Source organism: Marinibacterium sp. SX1 (genome assembly GCF_050389775.1).
Lineage (GTDB): Bacteria > Pseudomonadota > Alphaproteobacteria > Rhodobacterales > Rhodobacteraceae > Marinibacterium.
The window spans coordinates 2,774,917-2,792,094 of sequence record NZ_CP177144.1; the positions used below are offsets into that span (position 1 = coordinate 2,774,917).

Genomic DNA, 17,178 nt, shown 5'->3' on the forward strand with positions numbered 1-17,178 from the left:
AGGGCTCAGGGCTCAGGGCTCAGGGCTCAGGGCTCAGGGCTCAGGGCTTATTTGCGTGCGGCCTCGTGCACATGCGAAAGACTGGCGCGACGGAGCGGAGATTTGATGTGGAGGTACACAGGCAGAATAGATGTGGAAGCGTCTGGTGTGACCGGCTCAAAGCGGTCGCGGGGCCAACGAGGCTCATGGAGCCAAGAGCGCTTAAGGTTCCGGCGGCGACCAAGGATACAATAATCGTCGTGGGCACAACAGCCGTCGTGGGTGCCGCAGAGGTCGCGGATGCAGCAGAGGTCGCGGATGCAACAGAGGTTGCGGATGCAGCAGAGGCCCGGGTGCAACAGAGGCCGTGGATGCAACAGAGGTTGTGGGCGCAACAATCGCCAAGGACCCAACCGCGGTCAGATGACGACGGCCCGAATGTGCCGGGCCCGGGCGTCATCGCGCCGGGCCTCGCGGCAATCGGCTCAGCCCTCCAGGGCGGGGCGCAGCTGTTCCAGGTTGTAGCCGGCCTCGGCCGCCTGGCCCAGGATCTGGTCGGCCGGCATCTCGCCCGCCTGGCCCAGGGCCCAGCAGATCGTCGACCGCGTGCCCGAGGCGCAATAGGCCAGCACCGGGCCGTCCGCATCGTCGATGTAACACCGTTGCAAGGCGACATTCTCGGGCGTCATGGTCTGATGGGTCAGCGGCAGGATCTGGAAATCCAGCCCGGCCTCGCGGGCCGCCGCGGCCATGGCCTCGGCATGGTGGCTGGGCGGAATTTCCGCGTCCGGCCGGTTGCAGATCACGCGCTTGAACCCGGCCTGGGCGATCAGGGGCAGATCGGCCATGTCGATCTGGGGGCTGACACTGTAAGTGTCGGTAATCTTGCGCAATTCCATTCAGGAAGCCTCCGCCAAACGGTCGATCCGAGCCCCGATCGCGGGGGCCGCCCTCATGCCTACCAGCATCGCGGCCATGAAGACAAGGCCACCGGCCCCGCCATAGCCCAGCGAGGCCACCGCCGGCCCCGGGCACAACCCGGCCAACCCCCAGCCCATGCCGAAAAGCACCGATCCCAGCACCAGCCGGTGTCCGATGCGAGGCGCGGGCGGCGGCGGAAAATCGCCCCCGGCCAGGGGCTTGCGCCCGCGGGTCAGCCGCCAGGCCAGAATCATCGGCAAAATCGCCCCGCCCATGACAAAGGCCAGCGTCGGATCCCATTGGCCAAAGACATCCAACCAACCCTGGACCTTGTCGGTATCGGTCATGCTCGACAGGAACAGCCCGGCGCCGAACAGCCCTCCGGCGAGGATCGAGAACACCAAGCGCATCAGATCACCCCCAGAAAATGACGGAACACCACCACGGTCAGCCCGCCGGCCAGGATGTAGAACACGGTGGCCACGATCCCGCGCAGCGAAAAGCGCGAGATGCCGCAGACGCCATGGCCCGAGGTGCAGCCATTTGCGATGCGCGTGCCGATCCCCACCAGCAAGCCGGCCGCGATGATCACTGCCCAGCTTTTTGTCAGGTGGGTGTCTGCCGTCCGCCCGGTCAGCAGGAACAGCACCAGCGGCACGGCGAACATGGCCGCCAGGAAGCCCAGCCGGTCGCGGGCCGTGTTCCGGCCGCTGCCGTCGACCAGCCCGCCGATGATGCCGCTGGCCCCCATGATCCGGCCGACGCCCAGCAGGTAGACCGCCCCGCCCGTGCCGATCAGAAGCCCGCCGAGCAGGCCATAAATCCAGTCAATCTGCATGGATCCGCAAGTCCCTTTCTTGGTCGTCCCCATCTTGCCACCGAGAATCACCAGTCCTGCGGCGCGCACCCGCATCCGCCCGAACCTCGGGGATCAGGCCGCGCGAGTGCCCGGAAAACCGGCAAGAGCCCGCCACCGGCCCGGTTGCGTGGGCCAGCGGCGCAGGTCGGCACCGGCGCGGATCCGCAACAGAAGCGTCGGGATTCTCTGGGTAATACATATACGTATTTTTGAATGTGACACAAGAGCGATACTTCGCTGACCGGAATTGAGGCATGTCAAGGAAGTGTTAGCACCTTAGTCTATATTGCCATGTGACGCGGCCGGGTGAGGGCGCGCGTCGCGTAACCAGGGGAGGACGACATGAGCGATCTGAATAAGGTGGCGCGGGACCTCGAGGTCCGCATCAACGGGGCCACGGCTGCCGGCCGCATTGCCCTTCAGCCCGAGCTGGAAGGGCTCTTGCGCAGGATGGAACGCGACGGCCAGCATGTGCCGGCGCGGCTGCGCAATCTTGACGCGGAACTGGTCAGCGAAGTCATCGAGGCCCGGTTCGACAACGTGCCGCTCTAGGGCGGGCCGACCAGACCCCCAATATCAAGTACCCCCAAGATCATGCATCGCGCCGGCCCTCCGGCGCGATGTTGTCATGACTGGGGGCAGGCCACAGCCGGCAGGTCACAGGGAAGAGGCCCGCGGCAAACTGGAACGGGGCGGGGCGATCAGCCCAGGAAGATGCCCAGGATCACCAGCATCAGCCCGATGACCGACACGAAGAGCGCGCCGAGGTTGTAGGGCAGCACGGCCTGGACCGCCGCACGCAACTCCTCGTCGTCGCTGGTGCGTCGGCGCGCCTGCATCACGCGCAGGATCGACCAGATCAGCCCGGCCAGACCCAGGATCGACAGGGCGGCGCCCGCCCAGACCATCATTTCCATCAGACGCGCCCCCTTCACTGATCGCGACCCGCGGCTAACCGATCGCGGGGCAGGGCGCAAGGCCCGGCCCGCGGGGCTTGCGATACGGGCCGGGGGAGGGTAATCGCGATACGCCATTCATGACAATGCGCCCGAGCAGGCCGGAACCGGCAAACCACAGGCACAACGGAGATCCCGATGGACGAGACCCCGACCGAAGCGAATTACCGCGTGACCGCAGACGAACTGCGCCAGTTCATCGAACGCTACGAACGGCTGGAACAGGAAAAGAAGGATCTGGCCGAGCACCAGAAAGAGGTCATGTCCGAGGCCAAGGCCCGGGGCTATGACACCAAGGTCATGCGCAAGATCATCGCCCTGCGCAAGCGCGACAAGGACGACATCGCCGAGGAAGAGGCGGTGCTTGAGCTCTACAAGGAAGCGCTTGGCATGATGTAAGCTGGGCCGGTCCGCCGCGCCCGCCAGGGGCGCCGGACCGCCCGCCATGCCACACCGTCGCGCGCCGGTCCCCGGGGCGCGACACCGAAGCCTCAGGGCGCGATGACCGTCACGCCCGGGATCTGCCGCACGGCTTCGAAATCGGCGTCGTAGATATCGGTCATTTCCTCGACCAGCGCATCCGACCAGCCGGGCATTTCCAGCTCTTCGATGAGCTCGTCTTCCAGCGCGTATTTTTCCATGAAGATGGCCATGACGCGCCGTTTCTGCTCTTCGGTCATCACCGGGTGATCGGCCAGGTAGGCGCGGAACCGCCGCATGCCCTCGGTCGAGATGATCGCGCCCAGCAGGTCGAAGCTGCCGATGACCTTCTCGCCCTCGGGCAGGCCGGCCATGGCCCGGATGATCGAGCCCCAGATCAGCGGGGTATCCTCGTTGCACCAGACGGTGATCGGGATGGCCGGGTTCAAAACGCGCATGGCGGTGATGCTTTCCGACCAGCGGATGTCGCGCGGATCGACGCCTTCGAGGAAATCGTCCAGCTCTTCGCGCGGCGATTCCCGGTAGATCGCGGGCAGCAGGGTGGCCGGATTGCGCAGGCCCATGAAGATTTCCAGGTCGTCATCGGGAAACAGCCGGCGCATCTGGCTGATCTTTTCCTGGGCATTGGGATAGAGCAGCCCGTCACGCAGGGCGGCACGGGGGGCGCCGAAGAAATGGGCGTTGGACAGGATCATCCGCCCGGCCTTCTCGTCGTCGAGAATGGCATCCAGCAGGACGTCGCGGGCCTCGTCGCGCGGGGTCGTGCCGCGCATGGCGTTCAGCGTGTCCTTGAGCAGCTTCTTGTAGCGCCCGGGCCCGGGCACGGCGACCCCGCGGCGCGAGAAGTCTTCCTTGTTGCGCAGGAGGCATTTGATCAGGCGGTCGTCTTCGGTGAAATGCGCGCCGGTGTGAAGGATGATCTGCATGGCTGCCGATTGGGCCTGACGTGTAAGCGGTGGATTGTCCCGAGGTAATACGTCACCGGGGTCCGGTCAAACCCGTTCGGCTGCCGCGGGCGGCGATGCGCCACGGATTGCGGCTTGCGAAGGCCGTGGTTTCGCAGTATCCGGTCGCCCACGCCCCTATAGCTCAGCTGGTAGAGCAACTGATTTGTAATCAGTAGGTCCGCGGTTCGAGTCCGTGTGGGGGCACCACTCATCATTGATATTATTGAGGAAAATCAGTCTTTAGGCTGATGGTCCCCCATCTGGTCCCCCACGCCGGTGATGAAATCCATCACCTCTTGCACCACAACAAAGGTCAAGCCAGCGCGTTTGTGGAGACGAATGTGCCCCTTTTCCGCCCACCGATAGAGAGTGGCCCGTGAAATTCCGAATGTCTCTTTCGCTTGGCTCGGCCGGCACGTAACTGGTGTGGCCATCAGATCACCCCCAGTGCAGCAGCGCCGAAGATGGCCGCCAGGGTGGCGGGTGCGCCGATGGCCCATGCGATGAGCGCGGCCGTCAGCTGGTCGATGGTCATCATGCTGCGATGTCCTCCATGGCGTGCGCGCTCCATTGTGCCGCGGCTGCGTTCATCATGCCGGGAAAGGACCGGCTGCGCAGTCGCGCCCGATCGGGCCCCGGGGGCATCCGGTGGACGCGGTTCCACCGGCGCCAGTCTTCCGTCCCGCGATCGGGCTCCTCCAGGGGGGCGGTCTCGACCAGCTCAGGCAGTCCGCGCAGATACCAGCCGGTCGCCTTGTAGGCCGGTTCTCCGAACCAGTGCGGCTGAACCATCTGTGGGGCGGGCAAGTCGCTCGGCATCCGGTCCCGAGCGAGGTCGTTCATTTCCGGGTTCTCGATCGCGACCCGCTCAATCGGTGCAGACCAGCAGGCGGTAAAGATGCTGACGCCTTCCTCGAATTCAGCGCGCATGTCCGGCCAGGTGCGTCCCCGCGGCAGCTGCTTCGGAGGCGTCCATTTGCCTGGTCCGCTCATCCAGCGCCGGCCGGAGCGGCACAGGCGTGTGCAGGGCGGATGCATGACGGCCAGCAGGTCCCAGCCTTCTGCCAGGATGCCGTCGCGGATGTCGCACAGAATGTGGCGGTTGTTGCCATCCTCAGCCGGCGCGATATCGCAGGACCAAACGTCGTGGCCGAGAGCGGCGAATGCCCTTCGTGCGATGCCGCTGGTCTCGCAGCCGATCAGGACGCGCATCGAATTCATTCCGCCGCCGCCCGTGGCTGGGCTTGAACCTGCCGAAGCAGGCCCCGAATGCGATCTGCGGCGATCGCGTTGCGGCTTCCCCCGGACAACTTGGCCCGGGTTCGGCATTCCTCAGACAGTTCGACAAGGTCGACCTGGTCGACCACTGTCTTGAGGTCGAGCTTGAGGAAACGCTGGTCCGTTGCAAGAGCTCGAAACCACGCTGTCAGGATTGATCCGCCAAAGAGGGACGGATCGTCTGCGCCATGCTCAGAGTTCTTGAGCGCCGCCAGGCCGGTGGTCACCACGGCGGCTTCGCCCGCCTCCACGGTCTTTGCGATCAGCCTTATGGCGTAGACCTCGCCGGGGAGTTTGGCGGATGCCGTCTTGTTCGACGTCATGAGCGTGCACCCGGCCGCCGAAACCGCCTCGTGCGCATCAACAGCCCAGGCCTCACGTGCTGCAAAGGCGGCTCGGTAGACCTGGAATAGGGTGATGTTCATGACCGTGCCGTTTATGGCGGAGAACGCGGCCGCCTGTTCGGACAGGGTCATCGGAACGACCATGCAGGGAACCTCGCGGATTCCGCATAGCGCGGCTGCATGGGCCCGGTGCTGGCCGTCAATGATTGCGAATTTCCCAGAGCCGGCCGGCGCGACCTGGCAGGCGCCGAACCGTTGCCAAGAGAAGTTGCTGCCGATCTTGGTAATCTGGCGCCAATTGCTGACCAGCAGCGGGCGCTGGTACGTGTCATCGAGGATCAGCCGGCTGACCGGGATCCATCGCAACTCGGGCGGTGGACCTGGGTTGCAGCTCAGTTGCGGCCTGCTGCCAGTGTCGACGGTTCGAACGCTCATGCCGGTCTCCTGTCGGTTGGCCGCGGCGGGGCCGCCGGGGAGGAAAAAGCCCCGCCGCGTCATCCCCGCCCGCTCCTTCTCGGGCGTGGATCTCGGTGTTGGAAAAGGGCCGGGGCCTGGGCCCCGGCCAAGTGGGCCGCTTGCGGGCAGATGTGGGACGCAGCGGCCAGCAGTCTCAGGTGTCGTCGATGACGTCGCGATCGACGGCCCGCCCGCCGACGATGCCGGCGGCGGCATAGGCCGCGCCCGCGGCCGTGGCGAAGAGGATCGAGATCCGGGCCCCGGCCTCGTCCTGGATGACCAGGCGGTGTTCGCCGCCGATCTCCCGGGCTTCGGCCGTCAGTGCCCTGCACATGCTGAACGTGAAGTTCATGCGGCGGCCGGGCGGGCCGCGCGGAAGGCGGCGGTGTTGCGGATCAGGTCGCGGCGGCGCTCGACAGTCTCCTGTTCGGTCGCGAGGCGGGCCCAGGCCAGGATCGCGCCATAGGCGCTGCCGTGGCGGCCGGTCTGGTGGCCGTAGAGGCGCAAGCTTGTGCCCTGTTCGGTTTCGTCCAGGTCCATGGGCTGCCAGCGCAGGATGGCGCGCAGGTCGTCTTCGGTGTGGCCGGCCGAGGCGGCTAGCAGGATGCGCTCGCCCAGATCGTAGGCGCGGCGCTGGCGGCGGGTCGTGGTGGGGTTGGTCATGTTGGGCTCCGTCAGGCGCGGCCGAAGAAGAGCGGCAGGCCGGTCTCTTCCGCTATGCGGGTTGCGATTTGTTCGAAGTAGGCGCGGCGCATGTATTCGACCCTGCGCCAGGCAAAGCCCAGTTGCAGGCCTGCCGGTGTGGGCTTCCAACGAAACAGGCATTCGAGCTGAACGGGTTCTTCGCCATGGTAGAGCGGAATGTTCAGGAAGAAGCTGCGCGGGATGACGATGTCGCCCTTCACGTGCGTCTCGGTTTCGTAGCTGAACGCTCGGTCGCCGTTTTCGAGGCGCGTCTTGGATGAAAATTTGGCGCCCTGACTGGCTTCCAGATCCCTGCTGATCTCGATCATGACGCTGGGTTCGGGGTCGGCGATGTCGACGGCATTCTCCTCCAGGAAGCGGGCAAATTCTTCCTGTGTATGCATCGGGCCTTCGGCCCCGTTCCAGCGGGCGTATTCTTCCGATGCGCGCAACACGAACGTCACCCGGTGGTCATCGTGGCTTGGTGACAGGGGGTTCTCGGCGGCGTTGTGGTGGTGCCAGTCAAGCCGGGCCGTGATCGCGCCGCTGTCATTGTCTGCGATCAGCACCGAATTGTCCGAGCGGAACCGGTTGATGTAGGCGATGGCCGATTCCGCCTTGTCGACCGTCACGCTTTGGCTGATTTGCGGCGGCAATGCATAGTCATCCTCGATGACCTGGGCGGTGAACCCGCGCGGCAGCATGAGGATCTTGTTTCCGTTGTGCCCGTCGACGACGGGGGCGGACACGCGGGCGGCTTCCAGCGCGGCGTCCAAGGCCCGGACTGGGTGCGCGGCAGCGGCGGTGCTTGCATGGTCTTCCATGGGTTGGCTCCTCTTGGTCATTCGGCTGCCCTCTCGCGGCTGCCGATGTAGTCTTCGATGTCGGTTTGGTTCGGGTCGGATCGGCTCAAGCGGCCGTGATTGGCCCAGTAGATGCCGGTACCGATCGCGCGGGCCGGCACCTTCACCGTCACGGTCGGATTGATCTCGATCTGGCCGGCCTTGTTGACCGAGACCGCCATGTTCATCGTCAGGCTCCCCTTGCCGCCGCGCTCTTCCAGCGCGTCGACCAGCTCGGCGAGGCGGTCGTCGGCTTCGGAGATCAGCGCGCCGCGACGGAACGACTGCAGGAAGGTCAGAAAGTTGAGGTCTTCGGGTTTCGCCATGTCGGTCTCCCATCGGGTTTGCCGCGAGCTGCCCGGCGTCTTCGGCGGCTCCGTACCTGACGGCACACTAAGTTCACAAAAACTGGACTGTCAACAAAAATGTCCAGAAATATTGGACTTTGACTGAGCTTGAGGCGAATCCATCTGCGCTCAGGGCCGGAGTGGCGTGTGAGCTTGGCGGCCTCGTTTGGCCCCTTAAGTCGTTGGGTGTGGGTGGATGGGGTGGGAAACAATGCCCGGGGGGCTGTGTGATAGTTCACACTGGCAACTAAAAGCGCTCCGCCCGAGGTTGCGGCGAAGCGCTTTGCTCTACCTTGCACGTATTAAGGAAGGTCACCGATTGTTGTTTTGGGGGGAGATTGATGTCTAAAATTACAATGATTTTGGTTAGGGGTGCTGTCTTTCTCGATGTCGATCTGAACTGGATTTTCGATCCCATTCATCGTTGGCGCGCTGGAGGGCGTCAAACAGTCTTTCTTGGACGTCGCCGGGCAGCTGGGCGACGTCGCCGTTCATCATGAAGTTAAAGTCGATGCGATAAGCCCGATATAGGTGGGTCATGACATCTCTGTTCGGGTAGCTAATCCCGTTTTCGGCGTTGCTATAGACGGTTTTCGATACGCCGCATTCTTTGGCAATTTCCTGGGCTTGCTTCCCGGTAAAAAGGCGGGCCGCGCGCAGGCGGATGGCGCAGGCTGCGAGGCCTGTGTCTGATGTCCTGGCTAGGCGCGTCATGGTCTCGAAGTGCATGTCAGGCTTATACCTGTGATCCAAAAAACTTGAACTGCCGTCGGTCTGGATATTGAAAGTTCATTTTTTTTGGATTAACGCTTGGGTATGAGACCAGTTCAAGACATCGCGACAGTCGCAGACCTTTGCGAGTTGATTGGCCGAAAGGCCATACAGGACCGCGTTGGCGTAGGGAAAACGGCCGTCAGCGCTGCCGTCTCCAGTGGCCAGTTGCCGGCCAGGTGGTTCTTGGCGATCCGTGCGCTCTGCGATGAGCGCGGTGTCGCATGTCCGGAGAGGTTGTTCAGTTTCCTCGATGTGCGCGATCCCGGCGAAGCGGAGACGGTCGAATGACCGCCCCCGTCCGTTCCTTTCCTGTCCAAAACCACCATTCACATCCAATGGATAGGACACGGCGTGTGGAAAAGTCTTTCAGAAAATCGGCGCTTCCCAGCGAAGAGCAGCCGCTCAAGGACCTGGTGATCAAGGCCCTGTGGGCCGAGTTTTCCGGCCATGACAGCGAGCAGGGGCTGGCGGAGGAGGCACGGCTTTACTTCAGGGACAAGAAGGGCGAGCCGATCTCGGCCCGAACGATCCGGTACTGGCTGCGCGGCGACACCCTGCCGAGCGCGCTGCATCTGTCGGCTCTGATCACGATGCAGCCGGGGTTGTTCCTCGGCCATCTGCTGGGGAGGCGGGACTCATGAGGGCGTGGTTGGGCCACTGGCTTCTGGCCATGTCCCGGCGGCCGGCCCGTTGGGGCTGGCCCAAGGTGTCACGGTGCCTGTTCTGCGCCGGTGAAAAACTTTTCAAGGCCGGGAAGGCAGGGAATTCATGACCTGTCCGGTCGGAACCGAGATCCCCGCGCCGCAGGGGGCAAGCTGCGGCATGAGCGCGGACGGGCGCGAAACCCGGTCGTGTTTAACCCCCCTGAATGAGAACGGCTCGGGCCTTCGGGCCCGGGCCACCTCGGGCGGGGTTTCCTTATGAGCGGCGCGCAGGCGATCCGGCCGATAGAAACTGTCGATCTGCCGGCCGGCCAGTGGGTCTGGCGGATCACCCGCCACCCCGAGACGGGTGTGGCTTTCGGCATTCACGAGCCGGAGCTGCGGATCGAGCGGGCGCTGATTTCGGGTTTTACCGATGAGCGCACCGCGGCGCAGTTGCGGCGGCTTGCTGATGAAATCGACCGAATGCGCGGGCGGCTGTGACCTCGGGGTCACTGCATGCCTGCGCGTGAACGACAACCAGGAGGGGTGCATGTCCATCAGTTTCCTGCGGCCGAGGCCGACTGGATCAAACCCGAAGCTTCCGCTCTGTCGACTGCATCTGCAGCGCTGTTGTGGGGCCTGCGTGCATTTCACCGGTCCCCGGATCCGTTGCGTGGCGGCCTGCGCGAAGCGTGGTCTTGAGGGCGTGAACGGCGGTCGGGTTGTCGATTGCGAATATTGGTCGCGAAAGAGCGAGGGGCAGTGATGGGTGATGTTTCCCCGCCTCGGCGCTTGTCTTGCGGCGCCTATGATCCGGTGTCCTTATGGTGCTGGTTGCGCGCATGGGATCACATGCCGGATCCGGAGGTGGCAGATCGCCTGGAGCTGGAGCTCCACCGCGTTGCCTACTTGCGATCCGAGGGCGGCAATGCCGCGCTGCGCCGGGATGCCGAGGTCGCGCGGCCGGGGCTGTTCGCCAAGGGGCGGCGCCCGATCCCGATCGGCTTCGGGTTGGAGTGGTCGGAAGCGCGGCGCCAGTCCGATCTCATGGAAAAGTATCGCGTGGCGGACGTCACGATCAGGCGCTGGCGGACAGACGCCTGCCTGCCGATGCGGTCACCCGGGCCGAACATCAAGGTGCCAGACGGATTTGTCGCGGCATACGAATCCGGGGCGCCGCTTGCCTATTTTCTGAGGGTGTTCGGGATGTCACCGGACACGGTGTATCGCAAGGCGCGACGCCTTGGCCTGTCTGTCGAGGGCAGGTATGCGGCGCGATTGAAGCGCGTGGTCCTGCGACGCCGGGCGCGAGAGAGGCGGCGCAAGCTGGCAAAGCAGATGGAGGTGTCGCCGGTCGTGCCCGAGGGAAGCGAGGCGCATAGCCCGCCGGCGGACCGGCTACCCGTCGCGCCGGTCGCGCCGCGGTCGCGCAAATTGTGCTGTGCGCCTCGGGCCAAGCAGCAGGATGAGGTGGGCATGAATGTGCCCGCGGCGCTGCGCGAGGTCGTGCTGGCAACCGGGGGGCGCTATGCCGGGCTGGCCGATGTAGCCGCCGACCAGGGGCTCACCCTGGCGCGGGTCCAGCAGATCTGGCACGCGGCGCGCGGGGCGTCGGCATGACGGCGGCGGCGCAGATGCGGGTGATATCGTCTGAGCAGTGGCGAGACGCGCGGTTCCAATGGCTGGAGGCCGTTCGGCGGGACCGGAGCCTGACGACGACGGTCCGCCTCGTGGCGCATTCCCTGGCGCTTGATTTTGCGCATCACAGGACCGGCGAATGCTATCCATCGGCCGCGGCCGTGGGGCGGGACATGGGGCTGTCGACCGACACAGTGAAGCGGGCCTTTGCCGATCTGGTGGCCGCTGGATGGATTTCGCGGGTCAGGGGAGGTGCCGGCGGGCGAGGCAAGGCGGCTGAGATCCAGTTCCTCTCCAAGGCCCGGATCGTTGCAATAAAGAGGGGCACCGGTGCCCCCGTTTCCGGGCGCCGAAAGGGGGGCGCGGATGCCCCCGTTTCCAGTGCCTCAAAGGGGGGAGCCGGTGCACCTGTTTCCCGATTCCAAAGGGGGGCACCGGTGCGTGAAAAGGGGGGCACCTGTCCCCCTCCCTATATAGAACCATATTTTAACCATAGGGGTCCGGCTGCGGATTTGGACGCAAAATCCGAGTTCTGGGAAGGCAAGATTCTGGCCGGTTCCTTCATCCCGCAAAATGCCATCACGAGAGCCGTTGTCGAGCGGATCAGGGAGCGGGGTCTCGTTGGCGACGATGTGCTCAAGCGGAAGGGGTTGATCTGATGGCAACGGCGGAACGAGCAGAGAAAGGCGAGGATGGGGCTGGCAGCAACAGGGACCGGATCCGGTCTCTGCTTTTCGATGGTCTCGGGTTTCGGCTGAAGCGGGGCGTCGATGCCGAGGCGCACGCTCAGGCGCTGGACCGGTTGGCCGACGACCTGGCCTATCTCGACGACGTCGAGCTGCAGGCGCTGCGGCGAATGGTCGAGGTTCATGGCGAGGGGGCGGCTCGAAACATCTGGCCCGGCCTGGCGACCTTCCGGGGCATGGCCCAGATCATCCGGCCGCGGCCCGTCGAAGAGCTGCCGGCGCTGCGGCGCTGGTTCGCGTCGGTGGAGGGGCCGAAGGCGCTCAAAGCCGGGACGCTGGTCGAGACGGCCGATTTCTTCGAGCGCCGCCGGCGGCCGCCGACACGTCCAGGCGAGATGAACCTGATCGCGGAGAATGCCCGGCGCAACGAGCGCCGGCTTGCGGTTTTCGATGAGCGGGTGTCGCTCGGCCGGGCGGTGGACCCGGATGAGCGCGCCTGGGCGGAGCGCTACCGGGCGCGGCTGGGTGACTTGAGGGCGATCGTTGAGACAGGCGAGGTGGGAAAATGAGCTATGAGCGCGGGCAGATTGTGCCGCTGGACTACGAGCGGGCGCCCTTTGGCGCACCGATGGCCCCTTGCTGGTTCATCCTTCTGGTGCCGCCGCAGAAGGAGGCGGGGGCCGCTGCCTGGGCCCGCAGGGCTGGGGCCTTGGAGACCTGGTTCCCGACCGAGAAGGCTTGGCGGTTCCGGGGTGGCAAGGCTGCGGCGCGGCGCAACAAGGTCGAGTATCGGCGTTTGATCGCGCCGGGATATGTGTTCGTTCTGACTGACCGGGTGCCGGCCTGGGACGTGATCCGGCAGCGCTCGATCGGCCGGGTGTCGGGCGTGGTCAGCCGGGATGGTGCGGCCTGCGCAATTGCGACAGATGAGCTGGCGAACATGGCGCAAGTCCCTCAGCGACTGGAGCGCATGAGGCGTGCCGAGGACGAGCGTCGACGCTTTGCGCGACAGGCGAAACACCCTGTTGCAGGGCAGATGGCCCGGATCTGCGAGGGCCCCATGAGCGGTTTCATGGTCGATGTGGAGCGGGTCCACGCGGGAATTGCTCACTGGATTATCAAGGGGATACGCGGGAACTGCAGGGTCGATGCCATGGAGAGGGTTGACGGATAGCGAATCTGTCAGCATTTTTTGGGGCAATTCCGTGAGTAGCCGCCTGGACCGGTCGATAAGCGTGAAGATGCCTGCCCGCCTTGCAATAGCACCCCGGGCAGTGCTGATGCGTAAGCCATGACATAGCGCAAGATAACGCCGGCGGTTCTCGCCGGCTTTTCCATTTTCAGACCCAGCGGCCGGAGCAGACGTCCCTCGGATGTGGCCCCTGGTGCGGGGCCGGCAGGGCAGCGCCGGCCCCGGTCGGATACGCGACCCGTCTGCCGTTCACGCGAAGGATTGTTCCCATGCTGATGATGCCGATCGACGTCTCCGATTTCGAACGCGGCACCACCAGCTTCGAGCGCAAGCAGATGCCCTATGCCACGATGCTGGCGCTGAACGAGACGGCCGGCGAAGTGTTGGAGCATCAGAAGGACCGGATGCGCGTGGTCTTCGATCGTCCGACGCGCTTTGCGCTCAATGCGTTCATGGTCTGGCGGGCCAAGAAGTCGGACCTGCGGGCGGAGATCAAGGAACGGCCATCGGTCTCCGATCGCCACTTTCTGAAGGTGCAGGAACGCGGGGGGCAGCGTCCGCAGACCGGGCTTGAGCGCCTTCTGGATTCTCGGCTGGCCTATGGCGGGCAGATCTCTGCAGCGATCCCCGCCTCCGGCGCCCGGACGAACGTGGCGGGCAACTGGACGCCGGGCGAACGGAACCAGGTGCTGTCGGCCATCCAGTCCCAGCGGGACGGCGCCGCCAACACCACCGAGGCGTCGCGCTCGCGGCACAAGAAGCGGGCGCAATACTTCGTACCCTCCGAGGGATCGAAGCTGTCGGCCGGGGTGTGGAAGCGCTCGGGCAAGAAGAAGTTGTCCAAGGTGCTGCACTTCACGAAATCCATGCCGGCATACCGGAAGCGCCTGGGGTTCTACGACGGAGCGCAGGATGTGTTCCGCGCCAAGTTCCCGGTGAACTTTCGGAAGGCCTTCGCCAAGGCTCTGGCCTCGGCCCGGTAGCCAATGGGTCCTTCCTGGCGCCCCCGCCGCACGGGGGTAATTCGCACCCCGAACGGTTCGTGTTTCTGCATGCCGTTGGGGGGTGTGGTTGGGGTTGTTGTTGTTGTTCAAGGGGATGCGATCCGGCCGGGCCGGGGTGTGACGTGATGGACGAATTTGAGATTGCAGATCTGCGGGCGCGCCATCCGCTGCCTGACGGCATGCAGGACTCGATCGTGAACCGGTCACAGCTGGCCCTGGCGCTGAACGTGAGCGAGCCGACCGTCAGCAAGTACCTCGCCCAGGGGCTGCCCTGCGCGGAAGAAGGCGGCAACGGGCGCGAGTATGCGTTCAGCCTGGCCGATTGTTATGCCTGGCGCATGGCGCGCGACGCGGCGGCGCTTGCCCGGAAACGGGAGGGCGACCAGGCGGCCGCGGCCATGAACAGCCTGTTCCGCAACCTCGATGAGGATGAGCCCACCGCCGGCATGTCGGCCAAGGAGATCGCCGAGGCGTCCGATGCGGAGTGGCGTTGGCAGCGCGCGGCGGAAGGCCGGCGCGAGCTGGTGCGGGTGTCCAAGGTTCGCGAGCTGTTCGAGGGGGCGCTCGTGGAGATCCGAAACACCATGATCGCGATCCCGGACTTCGCGGAAATGGAGTTCGGCCTGAGCCCGGAGCAGGTGCAGAAGATCGAAGGGCGGTGTGATGCCGTGCTCGAACTGGCCCGGGCCCGGCTGGACGACATGCTGGCCCAGCCGGGTGACGTGGTTGCGATCAAGGGGCAGGAGCGCGACCAGGCATGATCCTGATGCCGGACCGTCGGATCGGTGCGCCTCTGGAGTTTCGCCCGCTGCCGGCGCTGGCCGACAGCCGCGAGATCCTGGCGGATGCGCTGCCGCTCCTGGAGCCGCCCAGCCGGATGACGGTGACGGAAGCCGCGGAGCGATATGTCCGTGTCCAGTCCCAGGGCGCCTGGACGCATTACGATCGCGAGGCGACGCCCTACATGGTCGAGCCGACCGACAGCGTGCGCTCGCGCCTGTTCAGGACGACGGCCTTCATGGGGCCGTCCCAGTCGGGCAAGACAATGGCCCTTCAGACCATCGCGCTGCATGCCGTGACGTGCGAGCCGAACCCGGTTCTGATCGTGCACATGTCGCGGCCTGAGCGCGACAAGTGGGTCGAGGAAAAACTCAACCCGCTGATCCTGAACAGCCCCGAGATCCACGACCGGCTGGGCAAGGGGCGGGACGACAGCACCTTCAGCCGCAAGCGGTTCCTCGGCATGCGGCTGACGATCGGCTATCCGACGCCGCAGGTGCTTTCGGGCGGCACCTACCAGCTGGTCCTGCTGACGGATCTGGACCACATGCCGCTTGTCCTGGGCGGCGCGGACAATCCGGAAGGCAGCCCGCCACGCATGGCGCGCCAGCGGATCCGCACCTTCCTGTCGCGGGGCGCGGTGTTCGCCGAGTCCTCGCCGGCCTATCCCGCGCTGGATCCGTCCTGGTCCGCGCCGGCGGAGACGCCGCATGCCTTGCCGCCCGTCGCGGGGGGCATTGCGCAGCTCTACAACCAGGGGACGCGGGCGCGGCTGTACTGGGAATGTCCCTGCTGCGGCGAGGAGTTCGAGCCGCGCTTCTCGCTGTTGCACTATGACCAGGAGATGGAGCCTGGCGCGGCGGGTCGGGACGCGGTGATGATCTGTCCGCACAATGGCTGCGTCATCGAGCATCGGCAGAAGGTCGCGTTGAACCGCGCGATCCTGAAGGACCGCGGGGGATGGCGGCACGAGGCCACCGACGGCCGACTCGTCGCACTGCACGATCGCGACATCCGAAAGACCGAGGTGGTCTCCTATGCGTTGAACGGGGCGGCCGCCGCGTTCTCGACATGGGCCGAGCTGGTGGAAAGCTTCGAGGCTGCGCGTCGCAAGTTCCTGACGCTCGGCGATGACACGGACCTGGCGACGCATAGCTACACCGAGGTCGGTTTGCCCTATGTGCGGCCGCGTCGGGATGACGATACCGAGCTGGACGCCCAGTTCCTCAAGGATCACGCGGCCCCGGGCGCCCGGGGCATCGTTCCGTCCTGGGCCGCGTTCATCACGGTCACGGTCGACGTCCAGGGCAGCTACTTTCCGGTCCAGGTGACGGCCTGGGGGGCGGATGGGCAATCCCAGATTGTCGACCGCTTCGATCTCACGCAGCCGCCGGTCGGCGCGCCGGGCGGGCAGGAGCGCAAGCTGGATCCGGGAAAATGGGGTGAGGATTGGGATGTCCTGGCGCCCCTGGCGGAACGGGCCTGGCCGGTCGAGGGGGCCGATCACGGCTTGAAGGCCGCGGCGCTGGTTGTGGATTTCCAGGGCGCGCCGGGCGTGTCCGACAATGCGGAGGCGTTCTGGCATGGCCGGCGTGACGCGGGGCAGGGGCGTCGCTGGTTCCTGAGCCGGGGCCAGCCCGGCTGGAAGGCCGCCCGGTTCTGGTATGGCGCCCCCGAGCGCAAATCGGGCGGTGGCAAGGGGCGGAAGATCAAGCTGCTGACGATCGGGACCGACCGGATGAAGGACACGGTGTCCTCGGCCTTCCTCAAGGCGTCGGGCGATGGGGCCGGGGCCATGCGCATCGGGCAGTGGATGCTTGCGACCGAGCATGCCGACTGGATTGCGGAATTCGTGGCCGAGGAACGGCTCGGCAAGGGCTGGGACAAGAAGGCCGGTCAGGTGAGGAACGAGGGGTTCGACCTTTGTGTCCAAGCGCGGGCGGTGGCTGAACACCTGGGTCTCCTGAAGCTGTCCTCGGGCCCGGCGCGGTCGTGGGCTACGCCGGGGGCCGGGAACAGCCTGGCGGTCGACCTGCGCACGGCAGGCGCCGGCGGGCCGCAGGCGGATGCCCGTGCCGATGCTCGGGAGACCGATCCGCCTGCCCGAAAGAAACAAAAGTCCCGGGGCGGATACCGGGTCACGAAAATGAACTTCCTCGAACGTTGAACAGGCTGGCATGGCGTACACGCAGACCGACATCGACAAGCTGAAGAAGGCGATCGCCCGCGGTGCCCTTGAGGTGCAGCAGGGCAACGAGCGCGTGCGCTTCGATTCCCTGGACAAGATGCGCGAGCGTGTCCGGCTGATGGAAGCCGAAGTGAACGGATCGACCCGGACCAGCGGTTTCAGAACCCTGACCCCGCGGACAGGCCGGGGGCTCTGAATCCATGGCAGGCATGAACGGT

The 17,178-nt window shown here is 65.5% G+C and carries 24 protein-coding genes and 1 tRNA gene; 13 read left to right on the forward strand and 12 right to left on the reverse strand.

What is annotated here, in order from left to right:
• Positions 1–464: 464 nt before the first annotated feature.
• From ACK3BB_RS12470 to ACK3BB_RS12480, 3 genes are read right to left on the reverse strand one after another with little or no spacing between them, the layout of a single operon-like run.
• Entirely contained in the window at positions 465–878 is a 414-nt protein-coding gene (locus ACK3BB_RS12470) for a TIGR01244 family sulfur transferase (protein WP_428924966.1), read from the reverse strand.
• Entirely contained in the window at positions 879–1,310 is a 432-nt protein-coding gene (locus tag ACK3BB_RS12475; protein ID WP_428924967.1) for a DUF6691 family protein, read from the reverse strand.
• Positions 1,310–1,738: a YeeE/YedE family protein gene (locus tag ACK3BB_RS12480; protein ID WP_428924968.1), complete on the reverse strand. Its 429-nt coding sequence runs from the start codon at positions 1,736–1,738 to the stop codon at positions 1,310–1,312. Before ACK3BB_RS12480 ends, ACK3BB_RS12475 begins: the two co-directional genes overlap by 1 nt.
• Positions 1,739–2,101: 363 nt before the next feature.
• Here ACK3BB_RS12480 and ACK3BB_RS12485 point away from each other — a divergent pair, with 363 nt between their 5' ends.
• Positions 2,102–2,311 (forward strand): hypothetical protein, encoded by a 210-nt coding sequence (locus ACK3BB_RS12485; protein ID WP_428924969.1) that lies wholly within the window; start codon positions 2,102–2,104, stop codon positions 2,309–2,311.
• Between the two features lie 149 nt (positions 2,312–2,460).
• Here ACK3BB_RS12485 and ACK3BB_RS12490 read toward each other — a convergent pair whose 3' ends face one another.
• A complete protein-coding gene (locus ACK3BB_RS12490; RefSeq protein ID WP_428928732.1) occupies positions 2,461–2,679 on the reverse strand; it encodes a hypothetical protein in 219 nt (72 codons plus the stop codon).
• A gap of 174 nt (positions 2,680–2,853) precedes the next feature.
• On the opposite strand from ACK3BB_RS12490, the gene ACK3BB_RS12495 reads away from it, so the two are divergent.
• Positions 2,854–3,114 carry a DUF2312 domain-containing protein gene (locus tag ACK3BB_RS12495; RefSeq protein WP_428924970.1) on the forward strand — a complete coding sequence of 87 codons (261 nt, stop codon included), beginning with the start codon at positions 2,854–2,856 and terminating at the stop codon, positions 3,112–3,114.
• A gap of 92 nt (positions 3,115–3,206) precedes the next feature.
• Here ACK3BB_RS12495 and ACK3BB_RS12500 read toward each other — a convergent pair whose 3' ends face one another.
• Positions 3,207–4,082 carry a hypothetical protein gene (locus tag ACK3BB_RS12500; RefSeq protein ID WP_428924971.1) on the reverse strand — a complete coding sequence of 292 codons (876 nt, stop codon included), beginning with the start codon at positions 4,080–4,082 and terminating at the stop codon, positions 3,207–3,209.
• A gap of 152 nt (positions 4,083–4,234) precedes the next feature.
• Here ACK3BB_RS12500 and ACK3BB_RS12505 point away from each other — a divergent pair.
• A tRNA-Thr gene (locus ACK3BB_RS12505) sits at positions 4,235–4,310 on the forward strand.
• Positions 4,311–4,637: 327 nt separating this feature from the next.
• Here the strand turns inward: ACK3BB_RS12505 and ACK3BB_RS12510 are convergent.
• From ACK3BB_RS12510 to ACK3BB_RS12540, 7 genes are all read right to left on the reverse strand, one after another.
• On the reverse strand, positions 4,638–5,315 hold the full coding sequence (locus ACK3BB_RS12510) for a hypothetical protein (RefSeq protein WP_428924972.1): 678 nt from the start codon (positions 5,313–5,315) through the stop codon (positions 4,638–4,640).
• Between the two features lie 5 nt (positions 5,316–5,320).
• The gene (locus tag ACK3BB_RS12515) at positions 5,321–6,160 is read right to left on the reverse strand and encodes a ParB N-terminal domain-containing protein (RefSeq protein ID WP_428924973.1); all 840 of its coding nucleotides are present in this window, start codon (positions 6,158–6,160) and stop codon (positions 5,321–5,323) included.
• Positions 6,161–6,335: 175 nt separating this feature from the next.
• A complete protein-coding gene (locus ACK3BB_RS12520; protein WP_428924974.1) occupies positions 6,336–6,533 on the reverse strand; it encodes a hypothetical protein in 198 nt (65 codons plus the stop codon).
• Positions 6,530–6,844, reverse strand: coding sequence for a hypothetical protein (locus ACK3BB_RS12525; RefSeq protein WP_428924975.1), 315 nt, complete (start codon positions 6,842–6,844; stop codon positions 6,530–6,532). The genes ACK3BB_RS12520 and ACK3BB_RS12525 overlap by 4 nt, the downstream gene beginning before the upstream one ends.
• 11 nt (positions 6,845–6,855) lie before the next feature.
• Entirely contained in the window at positions 6,856–7,689 is an 834-nt protein-coding gene (locus tag ACK3BB_RS12530; RefSeq protein ID WP_428924976.1) for a DUF2303 family protein, read from the reverse strand.
• Positions 7,690–7,706: 17 nt separating this feature from the next.
• A complete protein-coding gene (locus ACK3BB_RS12535; RefSeq protein WP_428924977.1) occupies positions 7,707–8,033 on the reverse strand; it encodes a hypothetical protein in 327 nt (108 codons plus the stop codon).
• Positions 8,034–8,420: 387 nt separating this feature from the next.
• A complete protein-coding gene (locus tag ACK3BB_RS12540) occupies positions 8,421–8,783 on the reverse strand; it encodes a helix-turn-helix domain-containing protein (RefSeq protein ID WP_428924978.1) in 363 nt (120 codons plus the stop codon).
• 398 nt (positions 8,784–9,181) lie between these two features.
• Here ACK3BB_RS12540 and ACK3BB_RS12545 point away from each other — a divergent pair, with 398 nt between their 5' ends.
• From ACK3BB_RS12545 to ACK3BB_RS12590, 10 genes are all read left to right on the forward strand, one after another.
• Positions 9,182–9,469 (forward strand): hypothetical protein, encoded by a 288-nt coding sequence (locus tag ACK3BB_RS12545; protein ID WP_428924979.1) that lies wholly within the window; start codon positions 9,182–9,184, stop codon positions 9,467–9,469.
• Positions 9,470–9,748: 279 nt separating this feature from the next.
• The gene (locus ACK3BB_RS12550) at positions 9,749–9,973 is read left to right on the forward strand and encodes a hypothetical protein (RefSeq protein ID WP_428924980.1); all 225 of its coding nucleotides are present in this window, start codon (positions 9,749–9,751) and stop codon (positions 9,971–9,973) included.
• A 351-nt stretch (positions 9,974–10,324) separates the two neighbouring features.
• Entirely contained in the window at positions 10,325–11,092 is a 768-nt protein-coding gene (locus tag ACK3BB_RS12555; RefSeq protein ID WP_428924981.1) for a hypothetical protein, read from the forward strand.
• Positions 11,093–11,106: 14 nt separating this feature from the next.
• Positions 11,107–11,769: a helix-turn-helix domain-containing protein gene (locus ACK3BB_RS12560; protein ID WP_428928733.1), complete on the forward strand. Its 663-nt coding sequence runs from the start codon at positions 11,107–11,109 to the stop codon at positions 11,767–11,769.
• Positions 11,769–12,365, forward strand: coding sequence for a hypothetical protein (locus ACK3BB_RS12565; protein WP_428924982.1), 597 nt, complete (start codon positions 11,769–11,771; stop codon positions 12,363–12,365). The genes ACK3BB_RS12560 and ACK3BB_RS12565 overlap by 1 nt, the downstream gene beginning before the upstream one ends.
• Positions 12,362–12,970, forward strand: a complete 609-nt coding sequence (gene nusG, locus ACK3BB_RS12570) for a transcription termination/antitermination protein NusG (protein ID WP_428924983.1) — start codon at positions 12,362–12,364, stop codon at positions 12,968–12,970. The genes ACK3BB_RS12565 and nusG overlap by 4 nt, the downstream gene beginning before the upstream one ends.
• A gap of 287 nt (positions 12,971–13,257) precedes the next feature.
• Entirely contained in the window at positions 13,258–13,971 is a 714-nt protein-coding gene (locus ACK3BB_RS12575) for a hypothetical protein (RefSeq protein WP_428924984.1), read from the forward strand.
• Between the two features lie 146 nt (positions 13,972–14,117).
• Positions 14,118–14,753 carry a hypothetical protein gene (locus ACK3BB_RS12580; RefSeq protein WP_428924985.1) on the forward strand — a complete coding sequence of 212 codons (636 nt, stop codon included), beginning with the start codon at positions 14,118–14,120 and terminating at the stop codon, positions 14,751–14,753.
• Positions 14,750–16,939 (forward strand): terminase gpA endonuclease subunit, encoded by a 2,190-nt coding sequence (locus tag ACK3BB_RS12585; RefSeq protein ID WP_428924986.1) that lies wholly within the window; start codon positions 14,750–14,752, stop codon positions 16,937–16,939. Before ACK3BB_RS12580 ends, ACK3BB_RS12585 begins: the two co-directional genes overlap by 4 nt.
• Positions 16,940–16,949: 10 nt before the next feature.
• On the forward strand, positions 16,950–17,156 hold the full coding sequence (locus ACK3BB_RS12590; RefSeq protein ID WP_428924987.1) for a phage head-tail joining protein: 207 nt from the start codon (positions 16,950–16,952) through the stop codon (positions 17,154–17,156).
• The last annotated feature ends 22 nt before the right edge of the window (positions 17,157–17,178 follow it).

Bases quoted from the DNA above. Each gene is read 5' to 3' on its own strand.
- ACK3BB_RS12470 (WP_428924966.1), bottom strand. From the start codon at position 878: ATGGAATTGCGCAAGATTACCGACACTTACAGTGTCAGCCCCCAGATC.
- ACK3BB_RS12475 (WP_428924967.1), bottom strand. From the start codon at position 1,310: ATGCGCTTGGTGTTCTCGATCCTCGCCGGAGGGCTGTTCGGCGCCGGG.
- ACK3BB_RS12480 (WP_428924968.1), bottom strand. From the start codon at position 1,738: ATGCAGATTGACTGGATTTATGGCCTGCTCGGCGGGCTTCTGATCGGC.
- ACK3BB_RS12485 (WP_428924969.1), top strand. From the start codon at position 2,102: ATGAGCGATCTGAATAAGGTGGCGCGGGACCTCGAGGTCCGCATCAAC.
- ACK3BB_RS12495 (WP_428924970.1), top strand. From the start codon at position 2,854: ATGGACGAGACCCCGACCGAAGCGAATTACCGCGTGACCGCAGACGAA.
- ACK3BB_RS12500 (WP_428924971.1), bottom strand. From the start codon at position 4,082: ATGCAGATCATCCTTCACACCGGCGCGCATTTCACCGAAGACGACCGC.
- ACK3BB_RS12510 (WP_428924972.1), bottom strand. From the start codon at position 5,315: ATGCGCGTCCTGATCGGCTGCGAGACCAGCGGCATCGCACGAAGGGCA.
- ACK3BB_RS12515 (WP_428924973.1), bottom strand. From the start codon at position 6,160: ATGAGCGTTCGAACCGTCGACACTGGCAGCAGGCCGCAACTGAGCTGC.
- ACK3BB_RS12520 (WP_428924974.1), bottom strand. From the start codon at position 6,533: ATGAACTTCACGTTCAGCATGTGCAGGGCACTGACGGCCGAAGCCCGG.
- ACK3BB_RS12525 (WP_428924975.1), bottom strand. From the start codon at position 6,844: ATGACCAACCCCACCACGACCCGCCGCCAGCGCCGCGCCTACGATCTG.
- ACK3BB_RS12530 (WP_428924976.1), bottom strand. From the start codon at position 7,689: ATGGAAGACCATGCAAGCACCGCCGCTGCCGCGCACCCAGTCCGGGCC.
- ACK3BB_RS12535 (WP_428924977.1), bottom strand. From the start codon at position 8,033: ATGGCGAAACCCGAAGACCTCAACTTTCTGACCTTCCTGCAGTCGTTC.
- ACK3BB_RS12540 (WP_428924978.1), bottom strand. From the start codon at position 8,783: ATGCACTTCGAGACCATGACGCGCCTAGCCAGGACATCAGACACAGGC.
- ACK3BB_RS12550 (WP_428924980.1), top strand. From the start codon at position 9,749: ATGAGCGGCGCGCAGGCGATCCGGCCGATAGAAACTGTCGATCTGCCG.
- ACK3BB_RS12555 (WP_428924981.1), top strand. From the start codon at position 10,325: ATGCCGGATCCGGAGGTGGCAGATCGCCTGGAGCTGGAGCTCCACCGC.
- ACK3BB_RS12560 (WP_428928733.1), top strand. From the start codon at position 11,107: ATGCGGGTGATATCGTCTGAGCAGTGGCGAGACGCGCGGTTCCAATGG.
- ACK3BB_RS12565 (WP_428924982.1), top strand. From the start codon at position 11,769: ATGGCAACGGCGGAACGAGCAGAGAAAGGCGAGGATGGGGCTGGCAGC.
- nusG (WP_428924983.1), top strand. From the start codon at position 12,362: ATGAGCTATGAGCGCGGGCAGATTGTGCCGCTGGACTACGAGCGGGCG.
- ACK3BB_RS12575 (WP_428924984.1), top strand. From the start codon at position 13,258: ATGCTGATGATGCCGATCGACGTCTCCGATTTCGAACGCGGCACCACC.
- ACK3BB_RS12580 (WP_428924985.1), top strand. From the start codon at position 14,118: ATGGACGAATTTGAGATTGCAGATCTGCGGGCGCGCCATCCGCTGCCT.
- ACK3BB_RS12585 (WP_428924986.1), top strand. From the start codon at position 14,750: ATGATCCTGATGCCGGACCGTCGGATCGGTGCGCCTCTGGAGTTTCGC.
- ACK3BB_RS12590 (WP_428924987.1), top strand. From the start codon at position 16,950: ATGGCGTACACGCAGACCGACATCGACAAGCTGAAGAAGGCGATCGCC.